This window comes from Micromonospora aurantiaca ATCC 27029 (assembly GCF_000145235.1).
In the GTDB taxonomy this organism is placed as follows: Bacteria; Actinomycetota; Actinomycetes; order Mycobacteriales; family Micromonosporaceae; genus Micromonospora; species Micromonospora aurantiaca.
Genome location: NC_014391.1, coordinates 1,450,413 through 1,471,384 on the forward strand (window position 1 = coordinate 1,450,413; position 20,972 = coordinate 1,471,384).

Genomic DNA, 20,972 nt, shown 5'->3' on the forward strand with positions numbered 1-20,972 from the left:
GGATCACTCCGCCGGCACGACCACCTCGACCCGCTGCACCAGGTTGTTCGCGAACCCGCCCCGGTTCCACGGCTGCTCGACCGGCTGGGTACGCCCCGACGCGTCGGTCGCCCGGGCGCCGAGCACGTACCGCCCCGGCGTGGCCGTCCAACTGACCGACCATCGGCGCCACGTCCACTCGCCCCCGGCCGGCTCGTCCAGGACCGCCGGTGTCCACGTCTCGCCGCCGTCCACCGTCACCTCGACCGAGGTCACCGGCGCGTGGCCGGACCAGGCCCGGCCGTCCAGAGTGCACGGTCCGGGCCGCAGCACCCGGGTGCGGGACATGAAGTCCGGGAACCCGGGCGGACGCACCAGCGCACGGGGCTCGATCCGGGTCACCGGCACGCCCGGGTCGTCGGCGTCGCGCCGCAGCCGGTAGGCCACCGCGTTCTGGTAGCCGTCGAACGGCTCGGTCGTCACAGTGATGTCGCGCAGCCACTTCACGTGCGCCATGCCGTACCAGCCGGGCACGATCAGGCGCAGCGGCGCGCCGTGCTGCGGCAGCAGGGGAGCGCCGTTCATCTCGTACGCCAGCAGCACCTCCTCGCGCAGCGCGTCGGCCACCGGCAGCGCCCGCTGGTAGTCCTGCTCGACGCCGCGCTCCACCCCGTGGTCCGCGCCGGTGAACACCACGTCCACCGCGTCGTCGGACAGGCCGGCCTCGCGCGGCAGCGGCGCCAGCGGCGTACCGGTCCACTCGGCGTTGCCCACCGCCTCCACCAGCCAGGGCTGGCTCACCGGGCGGGGATGCAGCAGCGCCCGGCCGTTGCCGGCGCACTCCAGCGTCACGCGGTGGGTCACCCGGGGCCGGTCACGCAGCGCCGCCAGGTCCAGCCGCAGTGGACGCTCGACCGCGCCGGAGACGCTCAGCGCGTACGCGGCCGGGTCGACGTCCGGGATGTCGTAGTGGATGAGCAGGTAGTGCAGACCCGCCGGGGTCACGTCGTACCGCAGCGCCTCCAGCGGGATGCCGTGGTTACGCGCGGCGAGCTGAAGCTCCTCGGCGCTGATCGCCTCGTCCGGCCCGGCCACCCGCGAGGGCCGGCTGACGTCGTCCACTGTGGTCATGCCTGCTCCGTCCGCTCCAGCACGTCGTAGCCCACGAACGTGAACATCCGCACGCCTGGCGCCAGCGGGCGGGGCGTGCCGGTGAAGCGGTGCGCGCCGACGCCCACACCGTCGGCCGGGCTGTTCACCGCGACCGGCGCGAAGCCCTCCTCGGCGAACCACTCGCAGATGACCGGCACCAGGTCCGGCTCGCGCCGGTGCCGCGTCCACAGCACCGTGGCGCCGGTGGCGCAGAGCGAGGCGCAGTGCCGCACCGTTTCCCGGATGTCGTCGTCGCTGATGTTGCCGAAGATGCCGCAGACCAGCACCAGATCCGCCGGGGCCAGATCGGCGTAGCGGTCGGTCAGCGAGGCGTCCCCGGTCACCACCTCCACGCCGGTGAGCCCGGCGTCGGCGGCGGCGCGGCGGGCCGGATCGGCGTTGCGCGGATCCAGTTCGACCAGGCGGGCGGTCACGTCGGCGCCCCGGGGATGGGCGGCCAGCACGGGGATCAGGTCGCGGCCCTGACCCGCGCAGAGACTCAGCGCGCGCAGCGGACCGGGCGGCGCCGCATCGAGCGCGTCGGAGACACGCTGCCGCACCTCGGCGAGCCGCCGGGCCAGTGCAGACTCGGGCTGGTCGTAGTCGCTGTGCCAGGCGTACCAGTCCTTCGTCACCCGGCCAGCATAGGCGTCCGGGCCGTAGCAGATCGGCCCCGATTTCGGCGCTCGTCCACAGCCGGAGCGTCGTCCACAGGGCCGGCGGGTGGGGTGCGCGGGAGGGTGCCCGGGGTGGGCAGGGTGGTCGGCGTGCGTTCCTCGATCTCTTACGCCGTGGTGTTGTTCCTCGTCGTCTGCCTGCCGGGCGCCCTCGCGCCGCCCCGGGCCATGGTGCCGTCGTCCTCGGCCGGGCCGTCGCCGTTGTCGTCCCGGGTCGGGGTCTACTCGCTCGCGGTCGGGCCGTCTCCGGCTGCACCCGCGCGTGGGCCGGATGGTTCCGCATCAGCGGGTGCCCCGGCTCCTGGTGCTTCGGCGGCGGGCGGCTCGGCTGCGGGACTTCGGGGTGCGCCTGCGGGGCCGTTCCGGTGGCCGCTGCCGGGCGCGCCCCGGGTGGTGCGGCGCTTCGACCCGCCGCCGCAGCCCTGGCTGTCCGGGCACCGGGGCGTCGACCTCGCGGCCGAGCCGGGTGCGCCGGTGCTGGCGGCCGGCGCCGGGACCGTCCTGTTCGCCGGCACCGTCGCCGGCCGGCCGGTGCTCACTGTCGGCCATTCCGACGGGCTGCGCACCACATACGAACCGGTCCGCTCCCGGCTCACCGCCGGTACCCCTGTGGACGCCGGCACGCCGGTCGGCGACCTGCTCGCCGGGCATCGGGGCTGCGCCGAGGCGGCCTGCCTGCACTGGGGACTGCGACGCGACGCGGAGTACCTCGATCCGCTGGCCCTGCTCGGGCTCGGTCGCGTCCGGTTGCTGCCGCTGCACCCCGTCCCCGCCGGGTGATCGGTTGTGTTGCTCAGCCCTGGGCGAGCAGCGTGGGCAGCCGGACGGCCAGCCGGTCGTACTCGTCGGGGGTGTTGTAGACCTGGCCGCACAACCGCAGGTAGCCGCGCCCGTTCCAGCCGGCGATCGACACCTCGGCGGAGAGCCGGTCCGCGATCCGGGCCCGCAGCTCCCGGGCCGCGTCCAGCGTCGTCGCGACACCGGGCGGCAGCGGCACGAGCCGCATGGCGACCGCCGGTCCGCCGGGCTCCGGCAGCCGCTCGGGCGCCACACCGAGCGCGTCCCCGACGACCCGTTGCCCGTACGCGGCCAGCGCCGCGTTGTGCGCGCGTACCCGGTCCACGCCGAGGCTGCGCAACGTGAACAGGCCCACCGGGGCGGCCAGCCAACCGGTGTAGTCGAGCGTCGCCTGCCACTCGACACGAACCGGGAAGCCGCTGTCCTGCTCCCACGAGACGACGAGCGGCTGGATCTTCTCCCGCCACTGCGGCGCCACCACGAGCACGGCGGTGCCGCGTGGCGCGTACGCCCACTTGTGCAGATTGCCGACCCAGAAGTCGGCGCCGACCGATGCGACGGTGGCCGGCAGCATGCCCGGCGCGTGGGCGGCGTCCACCAGCACCGGCACGCCCTGCTCCCGGGCCACCGCGACGATTGCCGCGGTGGGGAACAGCCGGGCGGTCGGCGAGGTGAGCTGGTCGACGATCAGCAGCCTGGTACGCCCGGGGCGCAGCCCGTTGCGGACGATCTCCACCACCTCCTCGTCGGTGGCGGTCAACGGCACCGGCAGGGTGCGGTGCACCGCCCCGGTGCGGCCGCACTCCCTGGCGATCGACAGCGCCACCGCCCCGTACCCGTGGTCGGTGGTCACGATCTCGTCGCCCGGGCGCAGCGCCAGCGACTGCAACACCACGGCCGCACCAGTGGTGGCGTTGCCGACGAGCGTGGTGCCCTCCGGGTCGGCGCCGAGGAACGTGGCCAGGTGCCGCCGGGCGTGGGCGATCCGGTCGACCAGGCCCTGCGTGAAGAACCGCAGCGGGTTGGCCTCCATCTCGTCGCGCAGGCGCTGCTGGGCGCGTTGCACGGCGATCGGTACGGCGCCGAACGATCCGTGGTTGAGGTGACTGACGGAGGGATCGAGGGAGAAGAGCAGCCGAGCCCCGGGAATCGGCTCGGGTGGCTGCGGCACCGTCATCCGTCGATCCTAGCCCGAGATGGATCATGCGCCGGCCGGATTCCGCCCGCTGACCGGTGCCACCGACGCTGCCTGCGCGCTCTCGGCGGTCAGGCGCGGGGGTGCGCCTGCCGGTACGCGGCGCGGAGCCGCTCGACCGAGACGTGCGTGTAGATCTGGGTGCTGGCGAGCGACGAGTGCCCCAGCAACTCCTGCACGGCGCGCAGGTCCGCGCCCCCTTCGAGCAGGTGCGTCGCTGCCGAGTGGCGCAGCCCGTGCGGCGTCACCCGCGGTACCCCGGCGGCACCGGCCCAGCCGGACACGATCCGTCGCGCGGTGGTCGGGTTGAGCCGCCCACCCCGCGCCCCGAGCAGAAGCGCCCGGCCCGAGCCCGGGGCCAGCAGTGCGGGCCGGCCGTCGCGCAGCCAGGCGTCGAGCGCCCGCTGGGCCGGCACCCCGTAGGGCACCGCCCGCTCCCGCCCGCCCTTGCCCAGCACGCGTACCACCCGGCGAGCCTGGTCGACATCGCTGACGTCCAGGCCGCACGCCTCGCTGATGCGTACCCCGGTGCCGTAGAGCAGTTCCAGCAGCAGCCGGTCGCGCAGCAGCACCGCGTCGGGCGGTCCGTCGCCGGCCGGTTCGGCGGATGCCGGTTCGGCGGCCGTTCCGTGGTCGCGTCCGAGCCCGGTGCCCTCGGGGTGGACCGTCGAGCGGTCGGCCCCGGGCGGGCTCCGGCGCTGCCGCGACGGGGCCTCCACCAGAGCGGCGGCCTGGTCGGCCCGCAGCACGGTGGGCAGTTCCCGCCGGGCCCGAGGGCTGGCCAGCGGCGCGGCCACGTCGTCGGCGAGCAGGCCGGTCCGGTGCGCCCAGGCGCTGAACGTCCGGGCCGCGGCGGCGCGCCGCGCCATCGTCGTCCGGGCCGCGCCCATGGTCCGCTGCTTCGCCAGCCAGCTGCGCACCACGGCGAGGTCCAGCTCCGGCAGTTCGGCGCAGCCCATCCGGACGGCGTGGTCCAGCAGCGACACCAGATCCGTGACGTAGGCCCGGACGGTGTGGACGGAGCGGTTGCGCACCCGCGACAGGTGGTCGGCGAAGTCGTCCACCGCCTCGCGCATCGAGGCGGGCAGTTCCTCGTGCGCCTCCCGGGTGCCACGCTGCCGCTTGCTCACTGCGGCACCCGACCGAGGCGTACGGGGTCGCGGCGGGGGAGGCGGCCGGCGATCACCGCCCCAGCGTAAGGCCGGAGTGCCGCCGTGTGCCGTGCCGCCCGACGCCACACCGCCCTCGCCGTTCAGTCGCCCGGCCGCCCCACCCCGCCGTGGAGTCGCCTGGCCGCCGTGCCGGTCCGGCCGTCGCTTCCGCCATCGGGCGTCTGCCGGTCGACCGTCGTGTGCCATCCGCCACGTCGGCCGGGTCCTTCCGGCGTGGGATAGGTGCCGACGCGCTGAGCGGGGTGGCAGAAGCCGGTCTGGACAGGGGAAACTCATGCTGCGGCACACTCCGGTGCGACGACCGGCGGGCAGCGTGGCCGAGCCGGCCCCGACGGAGGGTCGATCCGGCCGCGATCAAGCGAACGCGTCCCCGTGACGGTGGCGCCGGTACGAGGAGGGCCGAGAGTGGGAGTGGACGCCGTCCTCTACCGGCAGATATCGGCGGGCAACGGTCGTCGGCGGCCCGCGTACGTCTCGATCGAAGTCGTGGCGGACCCGCAGGACGTGCTGCTCGACCTGCTCAAGCGTGTCCGCGGCGGTGGCCGGACCCCGCTGCTGGACCGCGTCGACCCGCTCGGTGAGCTGACCGTGAGCGCCGAGCGGATGCCGCAACTGCTCGCCGAGCTGCGGTGCCTCGCCGAGGTGGCCGGGGCGCCGGCCGAGGTCGACCACGTCCACCGGCTGGCCCGGCTCGTCCGCCGATGTGCGGAGCGCCTTGACGCCGAGATCCGGTTCGAGGGCGACTGACCCGCTCACGAGCGGGCGACCGGTGGTGGCGGTGCGAGCGCGTAGCCGTCGTCGCGGCGTACCACCATCGCCAGTTCCTCCAGCATGGACAGCTTGCGCATGGCGGTGCGCAGGTCCACCCCTGCGCGCGCCGCGACGCTCTCCAGGTCGAGCGTTCGGCGGCGGGGTAGCGCCTCCAGCACCTGGGTGGCCTCCTCGTCGAGCCGGTCCCGAGGACGCTCGGGGGCCCGGGCGGGCGGGGCCAGGTCGTACCCGATCCGCCCCACCTCCTCCAGCACGTGCGCGACGTTCGTGACCAGCCGCGCCTCCGGCCGCTCCCGCAGCACCTCGTGCCCACCGACCGACATCGCTGAGGTCACCGGTCCCGGCACCACCATCGCCGGCCGGCGCAGGCCGAGCGCCCGGTTGAGCGTCTGGGTCGCGCCGCTGCGCGCGGCGGCCTCGACGAGGACCGTGCCGTTCGTCGCCGCCGCGATGACCCGGTTGCGGATGAGGAACCGTGGCCGCAACGGCTCCGCCCCGGGAATCCATTCGCTCACCAGCAGGCCGGTCTCGGCGATCCGGTCGAACAGCGCGGCGTTGCCCATCGGGTACGGGCGGTCCACGCCGCAGGCGAGCACGGCGACGGTGCGGCCGCCCGCTGTCAGCGCCCCGCGATGCGCGGCGGCGTCGATGCCGAACGCCCCACCGGACACGACTGTCCACTCCCGGTCGGCGAGGCCGTAGCCCAGCTCGGTGGCGACGTGCGCCCCGTAGGGGGTGGCCGCCCGCGCGCCGACCACCGCCACCGAGCGCGCCAGCACCTCGCCGAGCGACCACGCTCCGCGCACCCAGAAACAGAGCGGCGGATCGGTCTCCACGTCGACCCGCCGGGTGGCACCGGAGAGCGCCAGCCGGCGCAGGTCGCCGACCTGGGTGGGCCATTCGTCGTCGTCCGGGGTGACCAGCCGGGCGCCGAGCCGTTCGCCGCGGGACAGCGCGTCGGCGGCGACCGTCCGGGCGTCACCGGCGGCGCCGCGCGCCGCGACGGCCGACCGCAGCGTCCGTTCCGGCGCCCCGCCGGACAGCAGCAGGTCGAGTGCGGCGACCGGTCCGAGCCGCTTGACCAGTGCGTACACCGACCGGGTGCCGGGCTCGGCGAGCCAGGTGAGCGCGACCCGCGCCAGCCGGCGGTCGTCGGCGCTCACGCGACCTCCCCGGTCCTGAGCTGGATGGCCTCCGCCACGTCGTCGTGGCCGGGCCGGTCCCGCCCGTCCAGGTCCGCGATGGTCCAGGCGAGACGGAGTACGCGGTCGTAGCCGCGCGCGGACAGCGATCCGGTGTCGAGCCGGCGGCGCAGATCCGTGGTGACCCGGGCCGGCAGGTGCCACGGCGGCCGGCGCAGGTACGGGCCGGGGACGTCGGCGTTCACCCGGTGCCCGGTGGCCGCCCAGCGATCGGTGGCGGCGTGCCGCGCGGCGACGACCCGGGCGGCGACGGTGGCCGAGAACTCCTGCGCGGCGTCGGTGCTCAGCAGCTCCGCCGCGCGTACCGCCGTCAGCCGGACCTGCACGTCCACCCGGTCGAGCAGCGGACCCGACAACCGTCCCAGGTAGCGTCGCCGGGCCAGGGGCGGGCACTCGCAGTCGACGTCGCCGGAGGGCTTCGCGCACGGACAGGGGTTGGCCGCCAGCACCAGTTGGGTGCGGGCCGGGTACTCGGTGGCACCCCGGGTACGCGCCACCCGCACCCGGCCGCTCTCCAGCGGCTGCCGCAACGCCTCCAGCGCGCCCTTGCTGAACTCGGGCGCCTCGTCCAGGAACAGGACCCCACGGTGAGCGAGTGACACCGCGCCGGGCCGGGCCAGCCCGGAACCGCCTCCGACGAGCGCGGGCACCGTGGCGGTGTGGTGCGGCGCCTGGAACGGGGGACGGCGCAGCAGCCCGCCACCGGGTGGCAGCAGGCCGGCGATCGAGTGCAGCGCCGTCACCTCCAGGGCTGCCTCGTCGTCCAGTTGGGGCAGGATCGACGGCAGCCGTTCGGCGAGCATGGTCTTGCCGGCGCCGGGCGGACCGAACAGCGCGAGGTGGTGGCCCCCCGCGGCGGCGATCTCCAGGGCACGCCGTCCGAGCGGCTGCCCGGCCACGTCGACCAGGTCGGGCCCGGCCGGGCCGCAGGCCGGGACGTGGGCGGGTGGGGCGAGCAGCGGACTGCCGTCGCGGACGTGGGCGACGAGCCGGTGCAGCGTGTCGACCGCGTGCACGCGTACGCCCGGGATGACTGCCGCCTCGGCGGCGTTGCCGGCGGGTACGACGACGCGGGTGTGCCCGGCGCGGGCGGCGGCGGCGACCATCGGCAGCGTGCCGCGGACGGGGCGTACCGCGCCGTCGAGGCCGAGTTCGCCGAGCACGACTGTGGCGTCCAGGGCGACCGGTGGCAGTTCGCCCGAGCCGGCCAGGACGGCGAGCGCGATGGCGAGGTCGAACGCCGAGCCGTACTTCGGCAGGGTGGCGGGGAGCAGGTTGAGCGTGATGCGGCGGTTGGGCCACTTCTGGCCGGAGTTGACGATCGCGGCGCGGACCCGGTCGCGTGCCTCGTGCAACGCGGTGTCCGGCAGACCGGAGATGATCACCGCGGGCAGTCCGGGAGCCAGGTCGGCCTCGACCTCGACGAGATGCCCGGCGACTCCGGCCAGGCCGACGCTCAGCACCTTCGCGTACCCCATGTCAGAACGCGCCGCGGAGGTGCTCGACGCGGGCGGGGCCGGTGAGCGGGAGCCGGACGGAGAGCACGTCGAAGCGGACCTCGGCGGCGGTGGTGCCGGTCTCGGCGAGCCAGCGCGCGGCCAGGCCGCGCAGTCGGCGGGCCTTGGCCCGCACGACGGCCTCGGCGGGGGAGCCGAACTGCTCGCTCCGGCGGGTCTTGACCTCGCAGATGGCGAGGACCGGACCCTCCCAGGCGATGATGTCGATCTCTCCCTCGGGGCAGCGCCAGTTTCGGGCGACCGGCCGCAGGCCCGTCTCGATCAGGTGCCGTAGCGCGCACCGCTCGCCGTACGCCCCGACGGCTCGGTTCCGGTTCGTCATGCCGGCCAGGATGCGACCGGAGGCCACTGTCGCGGGGGGCGCGGATCGGTTGCCTGTGGACAGGGGTGGGCTTGTGGACGGAACGACGATCATGGGTCCGATCTGCTACGGAGCCTGGTCGCCGTGCTGAACCGCGAGTGGGTGGTGCCCGCCTTCCCCGACGACTTCCCGTACCCGGACGGCGCGCCGACGTTCACGCCCTACGGCTACTGACCGTGTCCCGTCGGCGACCCGGCGGCATCGGTGCTGACCTGGGCCGATCCCCAGGAGACCCGAATGGCGCGGCTGGTGCCCGTCGCATACCGTGCCGGTCGTGGACGGACGACGGAGCTACTCCGAGGATGAGCAGGGGTCGCGATGGGGCGACCGGGGATACGAGTCGGACTGGCGCGCCGCGGGCGAGCCCCGCTACCGCGACGACGACTACCGCACGCCCGAGCAGCGCGCCGGTGAGAACCGGTACGCCGAGCCGGGCCGGTACTCCGCCGCCGATCCGCTGGTGGACGACACGAGCAGCTGGCGGTCGCAGCGTCCGGACGACCCGGAGGTCTCCGGTGAGCTGCCCGGATCGCGCGCCGGCCGTCGCGCGGCACGCGAGTCGGCGGCCGACCCGCTCGGCGCGGTGTCCCGCAGCGGCGTCGACGCGCTCGGCACCGCCGCGCACGGCAACCCGCTGTCGAGCACGCTCGGTACGCCGGCGACCGCCCCGCTGACCGGCGCGGCCCCGGCGGGCACCGACCCGTACGGCCTCATCGCCCACGGCAGCGACCCGGCCGGTGGCGCCGGCGTCGACGCCCGCAGCGCTGTCGGCGGCGTCGACAAACCCCGGCTCAGCCCGATCGGCGGCTACCCGGTCGTCGAGGCGGCGCCTGGTACCGCGGGCGCGGACGGCGGAGCCGAGGCGACCGCCGCGGCGCGGCTGAACCCCGGTGAGGCCACCCCGCTGCGGATCGGTGAGCGTCCGGGTGGTCCGGCCCAGCCGGCCGCGACCCCGAATCCGCTGGAGATGCCGACCGGCCCGATGCCCGCGGTGCTGCCGCGTCCGGACGGGCCGCCGCCCGGTGACGGCGTCTACCGGACCCGGCGCCCCGCGCTGGCGGTGCTGCTGGCGGTGATGGTGCTGGTGCTGGAGGTGCCGGCGGTACGGGTGTTGCTGCACGGCCTGTTCGGCGACCCGGTGTCGACGTCGCACGTGGTGGTGGGCATCTTCCTGGTGGTCGGCCTGCCGATCTTCGGCACCGGCCTGTACGGGCTGCGCACCGGCGGGCTGGCGCTGGCCGACGGCAGCCGGGGCTGGCTGCGCCCGCCGACGGCGTACCTGACCGTCGGGCTGGTGCTGTTCCTCGCCGCCGCCCTCGCGGCGGGCTGAGACGGCCCGGCCCCGGTACGCCGTAGTGGCGGTGTCACCGACAGGGTGACGCCGCCACTTCGCCGTCGTGGAGTCGATCAAGGCGCTCCTGGAACCGATCAAGGCGCACCTGGAGTCGATCAGGCCGGTCTCCACACCCGGAGGTCGTACAGCGGAGAGGGCGCGTACACTGGTCGACTGGCGACCGCCTCGTGCGGTCGACCTCGCGTGCCCTCTCCACGGTCTCCTCCGTGGGGCGACGGCCTCCCTGGTCCCGGTCTGACGTATCGGGCCCACCCTGGCCGGCGATCGGGCGCCAGGCGTCCGGCCGCCGGCTGGACGGACAACCAGGGACAACGTAGGAGTAACCCACCATGGCCGTCGTGACCATGCGTCAGCTGCTGGAAAGCGGTGTGCACTTCGGGCACCAGACCCGCCGCTGGAACCCGAAGATGAAGCGCTTCATCTTCACCGAGCGCAACGGTATCTACATCATCGACCTGCGCCAGACGCTCGACTACATCGAGAAGGCGTACGAGTTCGTCCGCACCACCGTCGCCGGTGGCGGCAGCATCCTGTTCGTCGGCACCAAGAAGCAGGCCCAGGAGGCCATCGCCGAGCAGGCGACCCGGGTCGGCCAGCCGTACGTCAACCACCGCTGGCTCGGTGGCATGCTGACCAACTTCCAGACCGTGTACAAGCGGCTCCAGCGGATGAAGGAGCTGGAGGCTCTGGGTGACCTGAGCGGCACCGCCGCCGGTTACACCAAGAAGGAGACGCTCCAGCTCTCCCGCGAGAAGATCAAGCTCACCAAGACCCTCGGTGGTCTGCGGGACATGCAGAAGCTCCCGGCCGCGGTGTGGATCGTCGACACCAAGAAGGAGCACATCGCCGTCGATGAGGCCCGCAAGCTGGGCATCCCGGTGATCGCGGTGCTCGACACCAACTGCGACCCGGACGAGGTCGACTTCCCGATCCCGGGCAACGACGACGCCATCCGCTCGGCCGAGCTGCTGACCAAGGTCGTGGCCGCCGCCGTCGCCGACGGTCTGATCGCCCGTTCCGGCCGCAACCGGGGCGCGGACGAGAAGCCCGAGGCCGGCCAGGTCGGCGCCGACGAGCCGCTGGCCGAGTGGGAGCGCGAGCTGCTCGAGGAGCCGAAGAAGGCCGACGAGCAGCCCGCCGCCGCCGCCGAGCCGGCCGCGCCTGCCGCCGAGCAGCCGGCGACCGCCTCCGCGGAGTGATCTCGCCGTCGCGTCCCCACCGTCGGCGATTCCCGGCGGTGGGGGCGTGACGGGTACGCCGGGCAGAACCGGCCCGGAACCGGGTAACCAGCACCCCAGACCACCTCACTGACACCGAAGAGAGAGTCATGTCCAACTTCACCGCCGCGGACGTCAAGAAGCTCCGCGACCTCACCGGCGCCGGCATGATGGACTCCAAGAAGGCGCTGACCGAGGCCGAGGGCGACTTCGACAAGGCCGTCGAGATCCTGCGCGTCAAGGGCGCCAAGGACGTCGGCAAGCGGGCCGGGCGCACCGCCGCCAACGGCCTGATCGCCCACTCCGGCCAGGCGCTGCTCGAGCTCAACTGCGAGACCGACTTCGTCGCCAAGAACGACGCCTTCATCGCGCTGGCCCAGCAGCTGGTCGAGCACGGCGTGGCCAGCGGCGCCACCAACGCCGAGGAGCTGCTCGCCAGCAGCATCGACGGCAAGAGCGTGGCCGACCTGATCCAGGAGCAGTCCGCCAAGATCGGCGAGAAGCTGGTGCTCAACCGCTTCGCCAAGCTGGACGGCACCACTGCGGTCTACATGCACCGCAAGAGCCAGGACCTGCCCCCGGCGGTCGGCGTGCTGGTCGAGTTCACCGGCAAGTCGGACGAGGCGGCGGACGCCGACGCGCGCGCCGTGGCCATGCAGATCGCCGCGATGCGGCCGAAGTACCTCACCCGCGACGAGGTGCCGGCCGAGACCGTCGAGTCCGAGCGGCGCATCGCCGAGCAGACCGCCCGCGAGGAGAACAAGCCCGAGGCGGCGCTGCCGAAGATCGTCGAGGGCCGGGTCAACGCCTTCTTCAAGGACTTCGTCCTGCTGGAGCAGTCGTCGGTCGCCGACAACAAGAAGACCGTCAAGCAGGTGCTGGCCGACGCCGGCATCGAGGTGACCCGCTTCCTGCGGTTCGAGGTCGGCCAGGCCTGAGCCGCCGCACCGGGCCGTCCGGCCCGGGCACAGGGGAGAACGTCGACGAGGAGGCCGCCGGTGTACGCGACAGGCACCGCGGCCTCCTCGTCACATAGGGTCGGCAGGGGCACGTACGCGACGCTCGCGCGATGCGCGGGGAGAAGGGGCGGGGCGGATGACGCAGGTTGTGAGTGACCGGAGCCTGGCGGCGGAGGACCCGACCGCCCCTCCGCCCGGTCGGTCCCGCCGGGTGGTGCTGAAGCTCTCCGGTGAGGTCTTCGGCGGCGGCGCGATCGGCGTCGACCCCGACGTCGTGCAGGGCATCGCCCGCCAGATCGCCACAGTGGTACGCCGCGGCGTGCAGGTGTCGGTGGTGGTCGGCGGCGGCAACTTCTTCCGCGGCGCCGAGCTGCAGAAGCGCGGCATGGACCGCGCCCGCGCCGACTACATGGGCATGCTCGGCACGGTCATGAACTGCCTGGCCCTCCAGGACTTCCTGGAGAAGGAGGGCATCGAGACCCGGGTGCAGAGCGCCATCACGATGGCCCAGGTCGCCGAGCCGTACATCCCGCTGCGCGCGATCCGCCACCTGGAGAAGGGCCGCGTGGTCATCTTCGGCGCCGGCGCCGGCATGCCGTACTTCTCCACCGACACGGTGGCCGCCCAGCGGGCGCTGGAGATCCGCGCGGACGTGGTGCTGATGAGCAAGAACGGCGTGGACGCGGTCTACACCGCCGACCCCCGGATCGACCCGACCGCGAGCAAGCTCGACTCGATCACCTTCTCCGAGGTGCTGCGCCGTAACCTGCGGGTGGCCGACGCCGCCGCGTTCAGCCTCTGCATGGAGAACGGCCTGCCGATGCTGGTCTTCGGCGCCCAGGGCGACGACACCATCGTCCGGGCCGTCGGCGGCGAGAAGATCGGCACCCTGATCACCGCCTGACCGGCCCGCCGGCCGGCAGCGGTCCCTCTGCCACGGCAGCACCCGCACCACACACGACGAGCGACAGAAGGAGGCGAGGAGACCGGTGATCGACGACACCCTCCTCGAGGCGGAGGAGAAGATGGAGCGTGCCATCGAGCACGCCAAGGAGGAGTTCGGCGGCATCCGTACCGGACGCGCCAACGCCGCCATGTTCTCCCGGATCGTCATCGACTACTACGGCAGCCCGACCCCGCTGCCGCAGATGGCGTCCATCGCGGTGCCCGAGCCGCGCATGGTGATCATCAAGCCGTACGACAACTCGCAGCTGGGCGCCATGGAGAAGGCGATCCGCGACTCGGACCTCGGGGCCAACCCGAACAACGAGGGCAACCAGCTCCGCATCGTCCTGCCGCAGATGACCGAGGAGCGGCGCCGCGACATGATCAAGGTCGCCCGGCAGAAGGGCGAGGAGGCCAAGGTCGCCGTCCGCAACATCCGCCGCAAGGCCAAGGAGGAGCTGGACCGCCTGGTCAAGGACGGCGAGGTCGGCGAGGACGAGGGCCGGCGCGCGGAGAAGGAGCTGGACGACCTGACCCAGCGCTTCGTCGCAGGAGTCGACGAGCTGGTCAAGCACAAGGAGAGCGAGCTGCTCGAAGTCTGAGCACCCGCGTACCTCGCACGGCACCGCGCCGCCGTCGCCCGCCCGGGCGGCGGCCCGGTGCCGTCGTCGTGCCCGGCGGCGCACACCCTCGGGGCCGCGGCGGGTGCAGTAGGCTCGGCACGATTCCCGACCACCACGGGGTGAACGGCGGGAATCGCCCGGCCGTCGGTCGGTCAACAGGAAGTCTCACGCCGGTAGGGGATGGTCTTGGTCTTGCGTCATGTGGTGGCTCTCGTACCGGCTGCCGGTGCGTGATGTCCCACCCCGACCCCTACGGCAACACCGAGTCGCGTGGCTGGGACCGCCCGGCCGCCCCGGCCCTGCCCTGGCCGGACACCGATCTGGAGCCCGGCCCCTGGCGCCCCGGCCCGGCCGCGCACACCCACCCCGCCGAGCCGGACACCTACGCGCGTCCCGGAGCAGCCCCGGACCCGTATGCCGGTCCGGACACGTACGCGACGCCGGACACGTACACCGGATCCGACACCTACGCCGGGCCGTACCCGACGACCTCGCGGCACCACGACGGCCCGGGCCGGTACGACGGACCGCCGGCCGGCGACCGTGGGCGGCCCGCCGGGCCGGACCACGACGGCCCGTGGGGTGAGCCCGCCCGCGACGACGAGTACCCGACCGCGCAGATCGCGCCGGTGCGCGACGAGCCCACCGAGCAGATCCCAGCGGTACGCGACGAGCCCGCCTCGGAGCCGCCGGCCGGGCGCCGCGGGCCGGGACGCCGGCGGGCGAGCGCCGAGCGTCCGCCGACCACCGTGCCGAAGACGTCCCGGGCGGGGCGCAACCTGCCGGCCGCGATCGGCGTCGGGGTCGCCCTCGGCGCGGCGGTCGTGGTGCCGCTGTTCTTCTTCATGCCGGCGTTCCTCGCCGTGCTGGCGACCGCTGTGGGGATCGGCATCTGGGAGATGGCCCGCGCGGTACGCCGCAGCGGCGCCCACCCGCCGCTGGCGCCGCTCGTCGCCGGTGGCGTGATCACAGTGGGCCTGGCCTGGTACGCGGGCCCCGACGCGCTCTGCCTCGGCCTGCTGGTCACGGTGCTGGGCACGATGATCTGGCGGCTGGGCGACGGGCCCGGCAACTACCAGCGCGACCTGACCGCGGCCACCCTGATCGCGGTGTACGTGCCGTTCCTCGCCGGATTCGCGGCCATGCTCGCGGCGGCGCCTGGTGACGGGCACCTGCGGGTGCTGGTGACGCTGGCTGCGGTGGTGCTCTCCGACACCGGCGGGTACGCCGCGGGCGTGTCGTTCGGCAAGCACCCGATGGCGCCCACGATCAGCCCGAAGAAGTCCTGGGAGGGCTTCGCCGGCTCGGTGACCGCAGCGGCGGCGGGCAGCGCGGCGCTGCTGTGGGCGTTGTTCGACGTGGCGCCCTGGTGGGGCGCGTTGTTCGGGATGGCGATCTCGGTCTCGGCGGTGCTCGGTGACCTGGCCGAGTCGATGATCAAGCGGGATCTCGGCGTCAAGGACATGAGCAACCTGCTGCCCGGGCACGGCGGCCTGATGGACCGGCTCGACTCGATCCTGTTCGCCGTGCCGGTGGCCTACCTGCTGCTCGCCGTCTTCGTCCCGGTGGTGAACTGAGGCATGCGTCACGGCGGCGACCCGCTGCGGGCCGGGTGGCCGGGGGCGATTCGACACGTACGGACGGGTGCGTCCGGGCGGGAGCGTGTCAGACTGGACGCGCCATGACGAGTCTTCCGCTGATCTCCGTAGACCCCGACGCCCGCGGCCGCCGGCCCTCGATGCCTCCCCGCCACCTCGCCGACCTGGACCTGCCGGGCCGGCAGGCGCTCGTCGCCGAGCTGGGTGAGCCCGCGTTCCGCGCCAAGCAGGTCTCCAACCACTACTTCGGCCGCCTGGTACGCGACCCGGAGCGGATGACCGACCTGCCGGCGGCGACCCGGGAGCGGCTGGCGGGCGAGCTGCTGCCCACGCTGCTGACCCCGGTCCGCGAGCTGGCCTGCGACGACGGCGCGACCCGCAAGGCGCTCTGGCGGCTGCACGACGGCTCGCTGGTGGAGAGCGTGCTGATGGGCTACCCGGACCGGGTGACCGTCTGCATCTCCAGCCAGGCCGGCTGCGGCATGGCCTGCCCGTTCTGCGCCACCGGCCAGGCCGGGCTGACCCGCAACCTGTCCACCGCCGAGATCGTCGACCAGGCGGTCTACCTGGCCGGGGTGGCCGCGTCCGGCGTCGTGGCCGGTTCGCCGCCGCGGCTGTCGCACGTGGTGTTCATGGGCATGGGCGAGCCGCTCGCGAACTACTCGCGGGTGGTGGCGGCGATCCGCCGGCTGGTGGCCCCGGCGCCGGAGGGGCTGGGCCTGTCGCAGCGGCACATCACCGTCTCGACCGTCGGTCTGGTGCCGGCGATCCGCCGACTGGCCAGCGAAGACCTCTCGGTGACCCTTGCGTTGTCGCTGCACGCCCCCGATGATGAGCTGCGCGACGAACTCGTCCCGGTCAACCAGCGCTGGAAGGTGTCCGAGGTGCTGGACGCGGCGTGGGACTACGCGGCCACGACGGGGCGTCGCGTGTCCATCGAATACGCGATGATCAAGGACGTGAACGATCAGCCGTGGAGAGCCGATCTGCTCGGGCGGCTACTGGCCGGCAAGCTGGCCCACGTGAACCTGATCCCGCTCAACCCGACTCCGGGCAGCCGCTGGGACGCCAGCCCGAAGCCGGTCGAGCGGGAGTTCGTCCGGCGGTTGCGCGACGCCGGGGTGTCGACCACGGTGCGCGACACCCGGGGACGCGAGATCGACGGGGCCTGTGGGCAGCTCGCCGCCGCCGGGGACACGGACGGCGACTCACGCGCGGCAACGGCGTAGCGGTACGAGACCAGGAGACATAGTGGCGAGTCAGGGTCAGCGTTTCCGGCGTAAGGCGCTCCGCCGGGGCTACAAGGTCGACGAGGTCGATGCCTTCCTGGACCGGGTCGAGGCGACACTCGACGGCCAGCCGATCGGCGCGCCCGTGGCCTCCCAGGAGGTCCACGACGTCGTCTTCCGGGTCCGGTTCAACGGCTACGACGAGTGGCAGGTCGACCTGCACCTCGACCGGGTCGAGCGCCAGCTCGCCGAGCTGGAGGAGCGCGGTGGCGCACCGGCCGGGCGCGGTGGCGACCCGCGGATGGCCGACCGGCTCGGCCCGCCGATGCGCGACGACCGGGGCATGTCGCCGGTGCCGCAGCCGCCGATGCCGCCCCGGCAGATGCCCGCCCAGCCCGGCCCGCCCGCCGACCGCTACGGCAACCGCTACGACGAGCCGACCGGCGCGTTCGCCGGTGGCTACGACGGCCCGCGCGGTGGCTACGACGGCCCCCGCGGCCCGGGTGGCCCCGGCCCGATGGGCCCGGGCGCGCCGATGGGGCACGGCGGCCCGCCCTCGCGCGGCCTGCCGCCCGGCCCTGGTGGCTACGGTCCGCCGGACAACGGCCCCGGCGGCTACGGTCCGCCGGACAACGGCCCCGGCGGCTACGGTCCGCCGGACAACGGTCCCGGTGGGTACGGCCCGCCGGACAACGGCCCGGGCGGCTACGGTCCGCCGGACAGCGGCCCCGGCGGGTACGGCCAGGAGGAGCGCTTCGACGGGTTCGAGGCCGGCCGGCGTGCCCGTGCCGACATGACCGCCGAGATCCGCATGCCCGAGCGTGAGCTGCGCGGTCGTGGCCCCGGTGGCCCGCCGGCGCTGCCGCAGCAGGGTTACGGCGCACCGGAGCCCGGCTACGGCCCGCCGGACCCGGGTTACGGGCCGCCGGACCAGGGCTACGGCCCGGGCCCCTCGATGACCGGCCCGCCGCTCGTGAGCCCGCCGGTCGCCGGTCCGCCGATGGTGGGGCCGCCGATGGCCGGCCCGCCCGGCAGCGACCTGCACCGGGTCGACCAGATCCGGCGCAGCTTCCAGGTCCGGCGGTTCGGCAGCGGGTACGACCCGGACCAGGTCGATCGGTTCTTCGAGACGCTGCTCGGCGGCATGCAGGGCCGCAACCCGATGCCGGTGAACCCCAAGGAACTCGACACGCTGCGCTTCGGGCTGGTGCCCGGTGGCTACTTCGAGGCCGAGGTCGACGCCGCGCTCAAGGACGTGCAGGACATCCTGCTCGGCCGCTGACCCCGCCTCCCGAGACGACGAAGGGCCCGCCCCCCGGTGAGGGGGCGGGCCCTTCGCGCACTACCGTGGGCGCCGCGCGTCAGGACCGCAGGCCGTTGCGGCGCAGCACGGCGTCGCCGATGACGATGGCGATCAGCAGTCCGGCGATCCCGAACAGCCAGATGTGCTCCACCCGGCCCTCCTCGATCCCGCAGAGCGCCATCAGTACCAAAGCCACCGCCGACAGCACCGCACCGATCCGTCCGGACTTGCGGTGTCCGGGCTTGTGCTGATCTGGCGCGGTTACCGGCTCGTCTCCTGCCACTGTCGGTCCTTCCCTCGCGATCGGATCTCCGATCAGTCTGGCACGGCCCGAACCGGGCCCGGCGCAGGGTCCGACCTCCTGTGCCGGGGATGACCCGGTCGGGCGACAGCGGGCGGGCGGGCACGGCCCGGGTCGTTGGTCCCGTAACGGTGGGGGCGGTTGGCCACTACCGGCGTCGCGGGACGGCGAGCACACTGCCTCCGGTAGCGTCTTGACGTACACCTTGATGCCTTTTTGAGGAGGACTGCGGTGCGAGTGACCGGTACGGGGCATGCCAGCATGCGGATCGACACGGCCGCGGGCAGCATCCTGTGCGACCCGTGGGTCAACCCCGCCTACTTCGCCTCGTGGTTCCCCTTCCCGGACAACTCCCTGCTCGACTGGGCGACCCTCGGCCAGGTCGACTACCTGTACGTGTCGCACCTGCACCGGGACCACTTCGACGCGAAGCACCTGCGTGACTTCGTGTCGAAGGACGCCACCGTCCTGCTGCCCGAGTTCCCCACCTCGGAGATGGAGGACGAGTTCCGGGAGCTGGGCTTCACCAAGTTCCTCAAGGCCCCGAACGAGCAGGTCGTGGAGCTGCCCGGCGGCCTGAAGATCATGATCCAGGCGCTGACCAGCCCGACCGACGGCCCGATCGGCGACTCGTCGCTCTGGGTCGAGTACGACGGCGTCCGGCTGCTCAACCAGAACGACGCCCGCCCGACCGACCTCAGCGTGTTCGCCGAGCTGGGCCACGTGCACGCGCACATGCTCCAGTTCTCCGGCGCGATCTGGTACCCGATGGTCTACGAGCTGCCGCAGGCGGCGAAGACCGCGTTCGGCAAGCAGAAGCGGGACCGGCAGTTCGACCGCACCTGGCGCTACATCGACGACCTGAAGGCCGACCACGTCTTCCCGATCGCCGGCCCGCCGTGCTTCCTCGACGACGAGCTGTGGCAGTTCAACGACATCTTCGGCGACGAGGGCAACATCTTCCCCGACCAGTCGGTGTTCCTCGCCGAGTACGCCAAGGTCGGCGGCACCAACGGCATCGTGTTGCTGCCGGGCAGCGTCTCGGAGATCACCACCGAGGGCGCGACCACCACCCACCCGGTGCCGGTGGAGGAGTTCTTCGCGAACAAGGTCGCCCACCTGGAGGAGATGCGGGAGCGCAAGCGCGGCGTCATCGAGGCCGAGAAGGCGTCCTGGCGGCACCCCGAGGTCGACGTGCTCGGCGAGATGAAGCGCCGGATCGAGCCGCTGCTCGACGAGTCGATCTACCTGGCCAAGGGCGTCGGCGGGCCGGTCCGCTTCGACCTGGTCGGCTACGACGGCGAGAGCGTCGAATCCATCGTCGTGGACTTCCCCGGCAAGGAGGTCCGGCCGTACGCGGACGAGAAGGTCCGCTACCGGTTCCGTACCGAGCGGGCGCTGATCGAGCACCTGCTGCACATCGGCGAGGTGGACTGGGTCAACTCCCTCTTCCTGTCCTGCCGTTTCTCCGCGGCCCGCATCGGCCAGTACAACGAGTTCGTCTACGCCTTCTTCAAGTGCCTGTCCGAGGAGCGCCTCCAGTACGCCGAGGGCTGGTACGACGAGCACGAGCGGGCGGTCGACGCCGAGGACATCACGCTCGACGGCTGGGTGGTGCAGCGGCGCTGCCCGCACCTGAAGGCGGACCTGAGCCGGTTCGGCATCGTCGACGGCGACCAGCTCACCTGCCAGCTGCACGGCTGGAAGTTCGACCTGGCCAGCGGGCGCTGCCTGACCAGCGTCGGGCACAAGATCCGCGCGCACCGCGCCGACGCGGAGACCCCGGCGCCGGCCGGGGAAGCGGCCATCTGACGAGTTCCGCCCCGTCCGCCGTCCCCGGCACGCGACCATCTGTCGTGAGGGGGCGGCGTGACGGGTGCGGACAGGGAACCGGCGTACCGGTTCGGGCGCGGCAACGAGATGGCGCGCGACGCCTCCCGGGTGGAGGCGTTCAGCGACGCGGTGATCGCCATCGTGCTCACCCTGATGGCCGTCGAGCTGCTGTCGTTCGACCCGGACACGCCGCAGGACGACGGGCTGCCGGCCGCCCTGCTGCACGAGTGGCGCGCCTACCTGGCGTACGTGATCACGTTCGCCATCGTCGGCCAGGTCTGGCTGACCCACCACAACATGTGGCGTTACGTCCGCCGGGTCGACCAGATGCTGCTGGTGCTGAACCTGCTGCTGCTGATGTTCGTGGCGGCGATCCCGTTCACCGCGGACCTGCTCGCGGACAACCTGCGCGGCACCGTCGGCGACCAGCGGCTGACCGCCGCGCTGTACGCGGGCGTGGTGCTCGGTGAGGCGCTGTTCTTCAACCTGAGCTGGTGGTGGGCGCGCCGCCGCGGGCTGCTGCAACCGGGCCTGGACCCGAGGCTGGCGCGGGCCGTGGCCCGCCGGTTCCGCCTCGGTCCGCTGCTCTACCTCATCGCGTTCGCGATCGTGTTCGTCGACCCGGTGCTGAGCCTGCTGGCGTACCTGCTGCTGGTCGGCGTCTACCTGGTGCGCGGGCCGGGCGACCTCCCGCCCGCCGGCCAGGAGGCGCCCGAGACGCCGTGAGCGGTTGTTGAGGCGGTTGTTAAGAAGAGGCCCTTCCTCTACCGGAGGCGTTAATAAGGG

General features: G+C 73.6%; 20 protein-coding genes. 12 read left to right on the top strand and 8 right to left on the bottom strand.

Annotated features, from left to right (window positions below; all coding sequences use genetic code 11):
* Positions 1-3: 3 nt before the first annotated feature.
* The gene (locus tag MICAU_RS07005) at positions 4-1,110 is read right to left on the bottom strand and encodes a sulfite oxidase (protein ID WP_013284596.1); all 1,107 of its coding nucleotides are present in this window, start codon (positions 1,108-1,110) and stop codon (positions 4-6) included.
* Complete coding sequence (locus MICAU_RS07010; protein ID WP_013284597.1) at positions 1,107-1,766, bottom strand: class I SAM-dependent methyltransferase; 660 nt, start codon at positions 1,764-1,766, stop codon at positions 1,107-1,109. Before MICAU_RS07010 ends, MICAU_RS07005 begins: the two co-directional genes overlap by 4 nt.
* 210 nt (positions 1,767-1,976) lie before the next feature.
* On the opposite strand from MICAU_RS07010, the gene MICAU_RS07015 reads away from it, so the two are divergent.
* Positions 1,977-2,588 (top strand): M23 family metallopeptidase, encoded by a 612-nt coding sequence (locus tag MICAU_RS07015; RefSeq protein WP_030269948.1) that lies wholly within the window; start codon positions 1,977-1,979, stop codon positions 2,586-2,588.
* A gap of 13 nt (positions 2,589-2,601) precedes the next feature.
* Here MICAU_RS07015 and MICAU_RS07020 read toward each other — a convergent pair whose 3' ends face one another.
* Both MICAU_RS07020 and MICAU_RS07025 read right to left on the bottom strand, forming a co-directional pair.
* The gene (locus tag MICAU_RS07020; RefSeq protein WP_013284598.1) at positions 2,602-3,783 is read right to left on the bottom strand and encodes an aminotransferase class V-fold PLP-dependent enzyme; all 1,182 of its coding nucleotides are present in this window, start codon (positions 3,781-3,783) and stop codon (positions 2,602-2,604) included.
* Between the two features lie 89 nt (positions 3,784-3,872).
* Positions 3,873-4,877, bottom strand: coding sequence for a tyrosine recombinase XerC (locus MICAU_RS07025; RefSeq protein WP_049794866.1), 1,005 nt, complete (start codon positions 4,875-4,877; stop codon positions 3,873-3,875).
* A 501-nt stretch (positions 4,878-5,378) separates the two neighbouring features.
* Here MICAU_RS07025 and MICAU_RS07030 point away from each other — a divergent pair.
* The gene (locus tag MICAU_RS07030) at positions 5,379-5,720 is read left to right on the top strand and encodes a hypothetical protein (protein WP_013284600.1); all 342 of its coding nucleotides are present in this window, start codon (positions 5,379-5,381) and stop codon (positions 5,718-5,720) included.
* Between the two features lie 5 nt (positions 5,721-5,725).
* Here the strand turns inward: MICAU_RS07030 and MICAU_RS07035 are convergent, their stop codons facing one another.
* The 3 genes from MICAU_RS07035 to MICAU_RS07045 are packed head-to-tail and all read right to left on the bottom strand — an operon-like array spanning position 5,726 to position 8,785.
* Positions 5,726-6,994, bottom strand: a complete 1,269-nt coding sequence (locus MICAU_RS07035) for a DNA-processing protein DprA (RefSeq protein WP_049794867.1) — start codon at positions 6,992-6,994, stop codon at positions 5,726-5,728.
* Positions 6,904-8,424, bottom strand: a complete 1,521-nt coding sequence (locus MICAU_RS07040) for a YifB family Mg chelatase-like AAA ATPase (RefSeq protein WP_013284602.1) — start codon at positions 8,422-8,424, stop codon at positions 6,904-6,906. The genes MICAU_RS07035 and MICAU_RS07040 overlap by 91 nt, the downstream gene beginning before the upstream one ends.
* A 1-nt stretch (position 8,425) precedes the next feature.
* A complete protein-coding gene (locus tag MICAU_RS07045; RefSeq protein ID WP_030269908.1) occupies positions 8,426-8,785 on the bottom strand; it encodes a YraN family protein in 360 nt (119 codons plus the stop codon).
* 304 nt (positions 8,786-9,089) lie between these two features.
* Here MICAU_RS07045 and MICAU_RS07050 point away from each other — a divergent pair, with 304 nt between their 5' ends.
* The 8 genes from MICAU_RS07050 to MICAU_RS07085 all read left to right on the top strand — a co-directional run bounded on the left by MICAU_RS07050 (position 9,090) and on the right by MICAU_RS07085 (position 18,031).
* Entirely contained in the window at positions 9,090-10,154 is a 1,065-nt protein-coding gene (locus MICAU_RS07050) for a hypothetical protein (protein ID WP_013284604.1), read from the top strand.
* Positions 10,155-10,507: 353 nt separating this feature from the next.
* Positions 10,508-11,377: a 30S ribosomal protein S2 gene (gene rpsB / locus MICAU_RS07055; RefSeq protein ID WP_013284605.1), complete on the top strand. Its 870-nt coding sequence runs from the start codon at positions 10,508-10,510 to the stop codon at positions 11,375-11,377.
* Positions 11,378-11,505: 128 nt separating this feature from the next.
* On the top strand, positions 11,506-12,333 hold the full coding sequence (tsf, locus tag MICAU_RS07060) for a translation elongation factor Ts (RefSeq protein WP_013284606.1): 828 nt from the start codon (positions 11,506-11,508) through the stop codon (positions 12,331-12,333).
* Between the two features lie 157 nt (positions 12,334-12,490).
* Positions 12,491-13,258, top strand: coding sequence for a UMP kinase (gene pyrH, locus MICAU_RS07065; protein ID WP_013284607.1), 768 nt, complete (start codon positions 12,491-12,493; stop codon positions 13,256-13,258).
* An 85-nt stretch (positions 13,259-13,343) separates the two neighbouring features.
* Positions 13,344-13,901, top strand: coding sequence for a ribosome recycling factor (frr, locus tag MICAU_RS07070; protein ID WP_013284608.1), 558 nt, complete (start codon positions 13,344-13,346; stop codon positions 13,899-13,901).
* Between the two features lie 254 nt (positions 13,902-14,155).
* The gene (locus MICAU_RS07075; RefSeq protein WP_013284609.1) at positions 14,156-15,499 is read left to right on the top strand and encodes a phosphatidate cytidylyltransferase; all 1,344 of its coding nucleotides are present in this window, start codon (positions 14,156-14,158) and stop codon (positions 15,497-15,499) included.
* A gap of 104 nt (positions 15,500-15,603) precedes the next feature.
* Positions 15,604-16,749 (top strand): dual-specificity RNA methyltransferase RlmN, encoded by a 1,146-nt coding sequence (gene rlmN / locus MICAU_RS07080; RefSeq protein WP_013284610.1) that lies wholly within the window; start codon positions 15,604-15,606, stop codon positions 16,747-16,749.
* 22 nt (positions 16,750-16,771) lie between these two features.
* Positions 16,772-18,031, top strand: coding sequence for a DivIVA domain-containing protein (locus MICAU_RS07085; RefSeq protein WP_013284611.1), 1,260 nt, complete (start codon positions 16,772-16,774; stop codon positions 18,029-18,031).
* 79 nt (positions 18,032-18,110) lie between these two features.
* Here the strand turns inward: MICAU_RS07085 and MICAU_RS07090 are convergent, their stop codons facing one another.
* Complete coding sequence (locus MICAU_RS07090) at positions 18,111-18,335, bottom strand: hypothetical protein (RefSeq protein ID WP_013284612.1); 225 nt, start codon at positions 18,333-18,335, stop codon at positions 18,111-18,113.
* Between the two features lie 249 nt (positions 18,336-18,584).
* Between MICAU_RS07090 and MICAU_RS07095 the strand changes: the two genes are divergently transcribed.
* On the top strand, positions 18,585-20,165 hold the full coding sequence (locus MICAU_RS07095) for a Rieske 2Fe-2S domain-containing protein (protein ID WP_013284613.1): 1,581 nt from the start codon (positions 18,585-18,587) through the stop codon (positions 20,163-20,165).
* A gap of 108 nt (positions 20,166-20,273) precedes the next feature.
* Complete coding sequence (locus tag MICAU_RS07100) at positions 20,274-20,912, top strand: TMEM175 family protein (protein WP_049794868.1); 639 nt, start codon at positions 20,274-20,276, stop codon at positions 20,910-20,912.
* Positions 20,913-20,972: the final 60 nt, after the last annotated feature.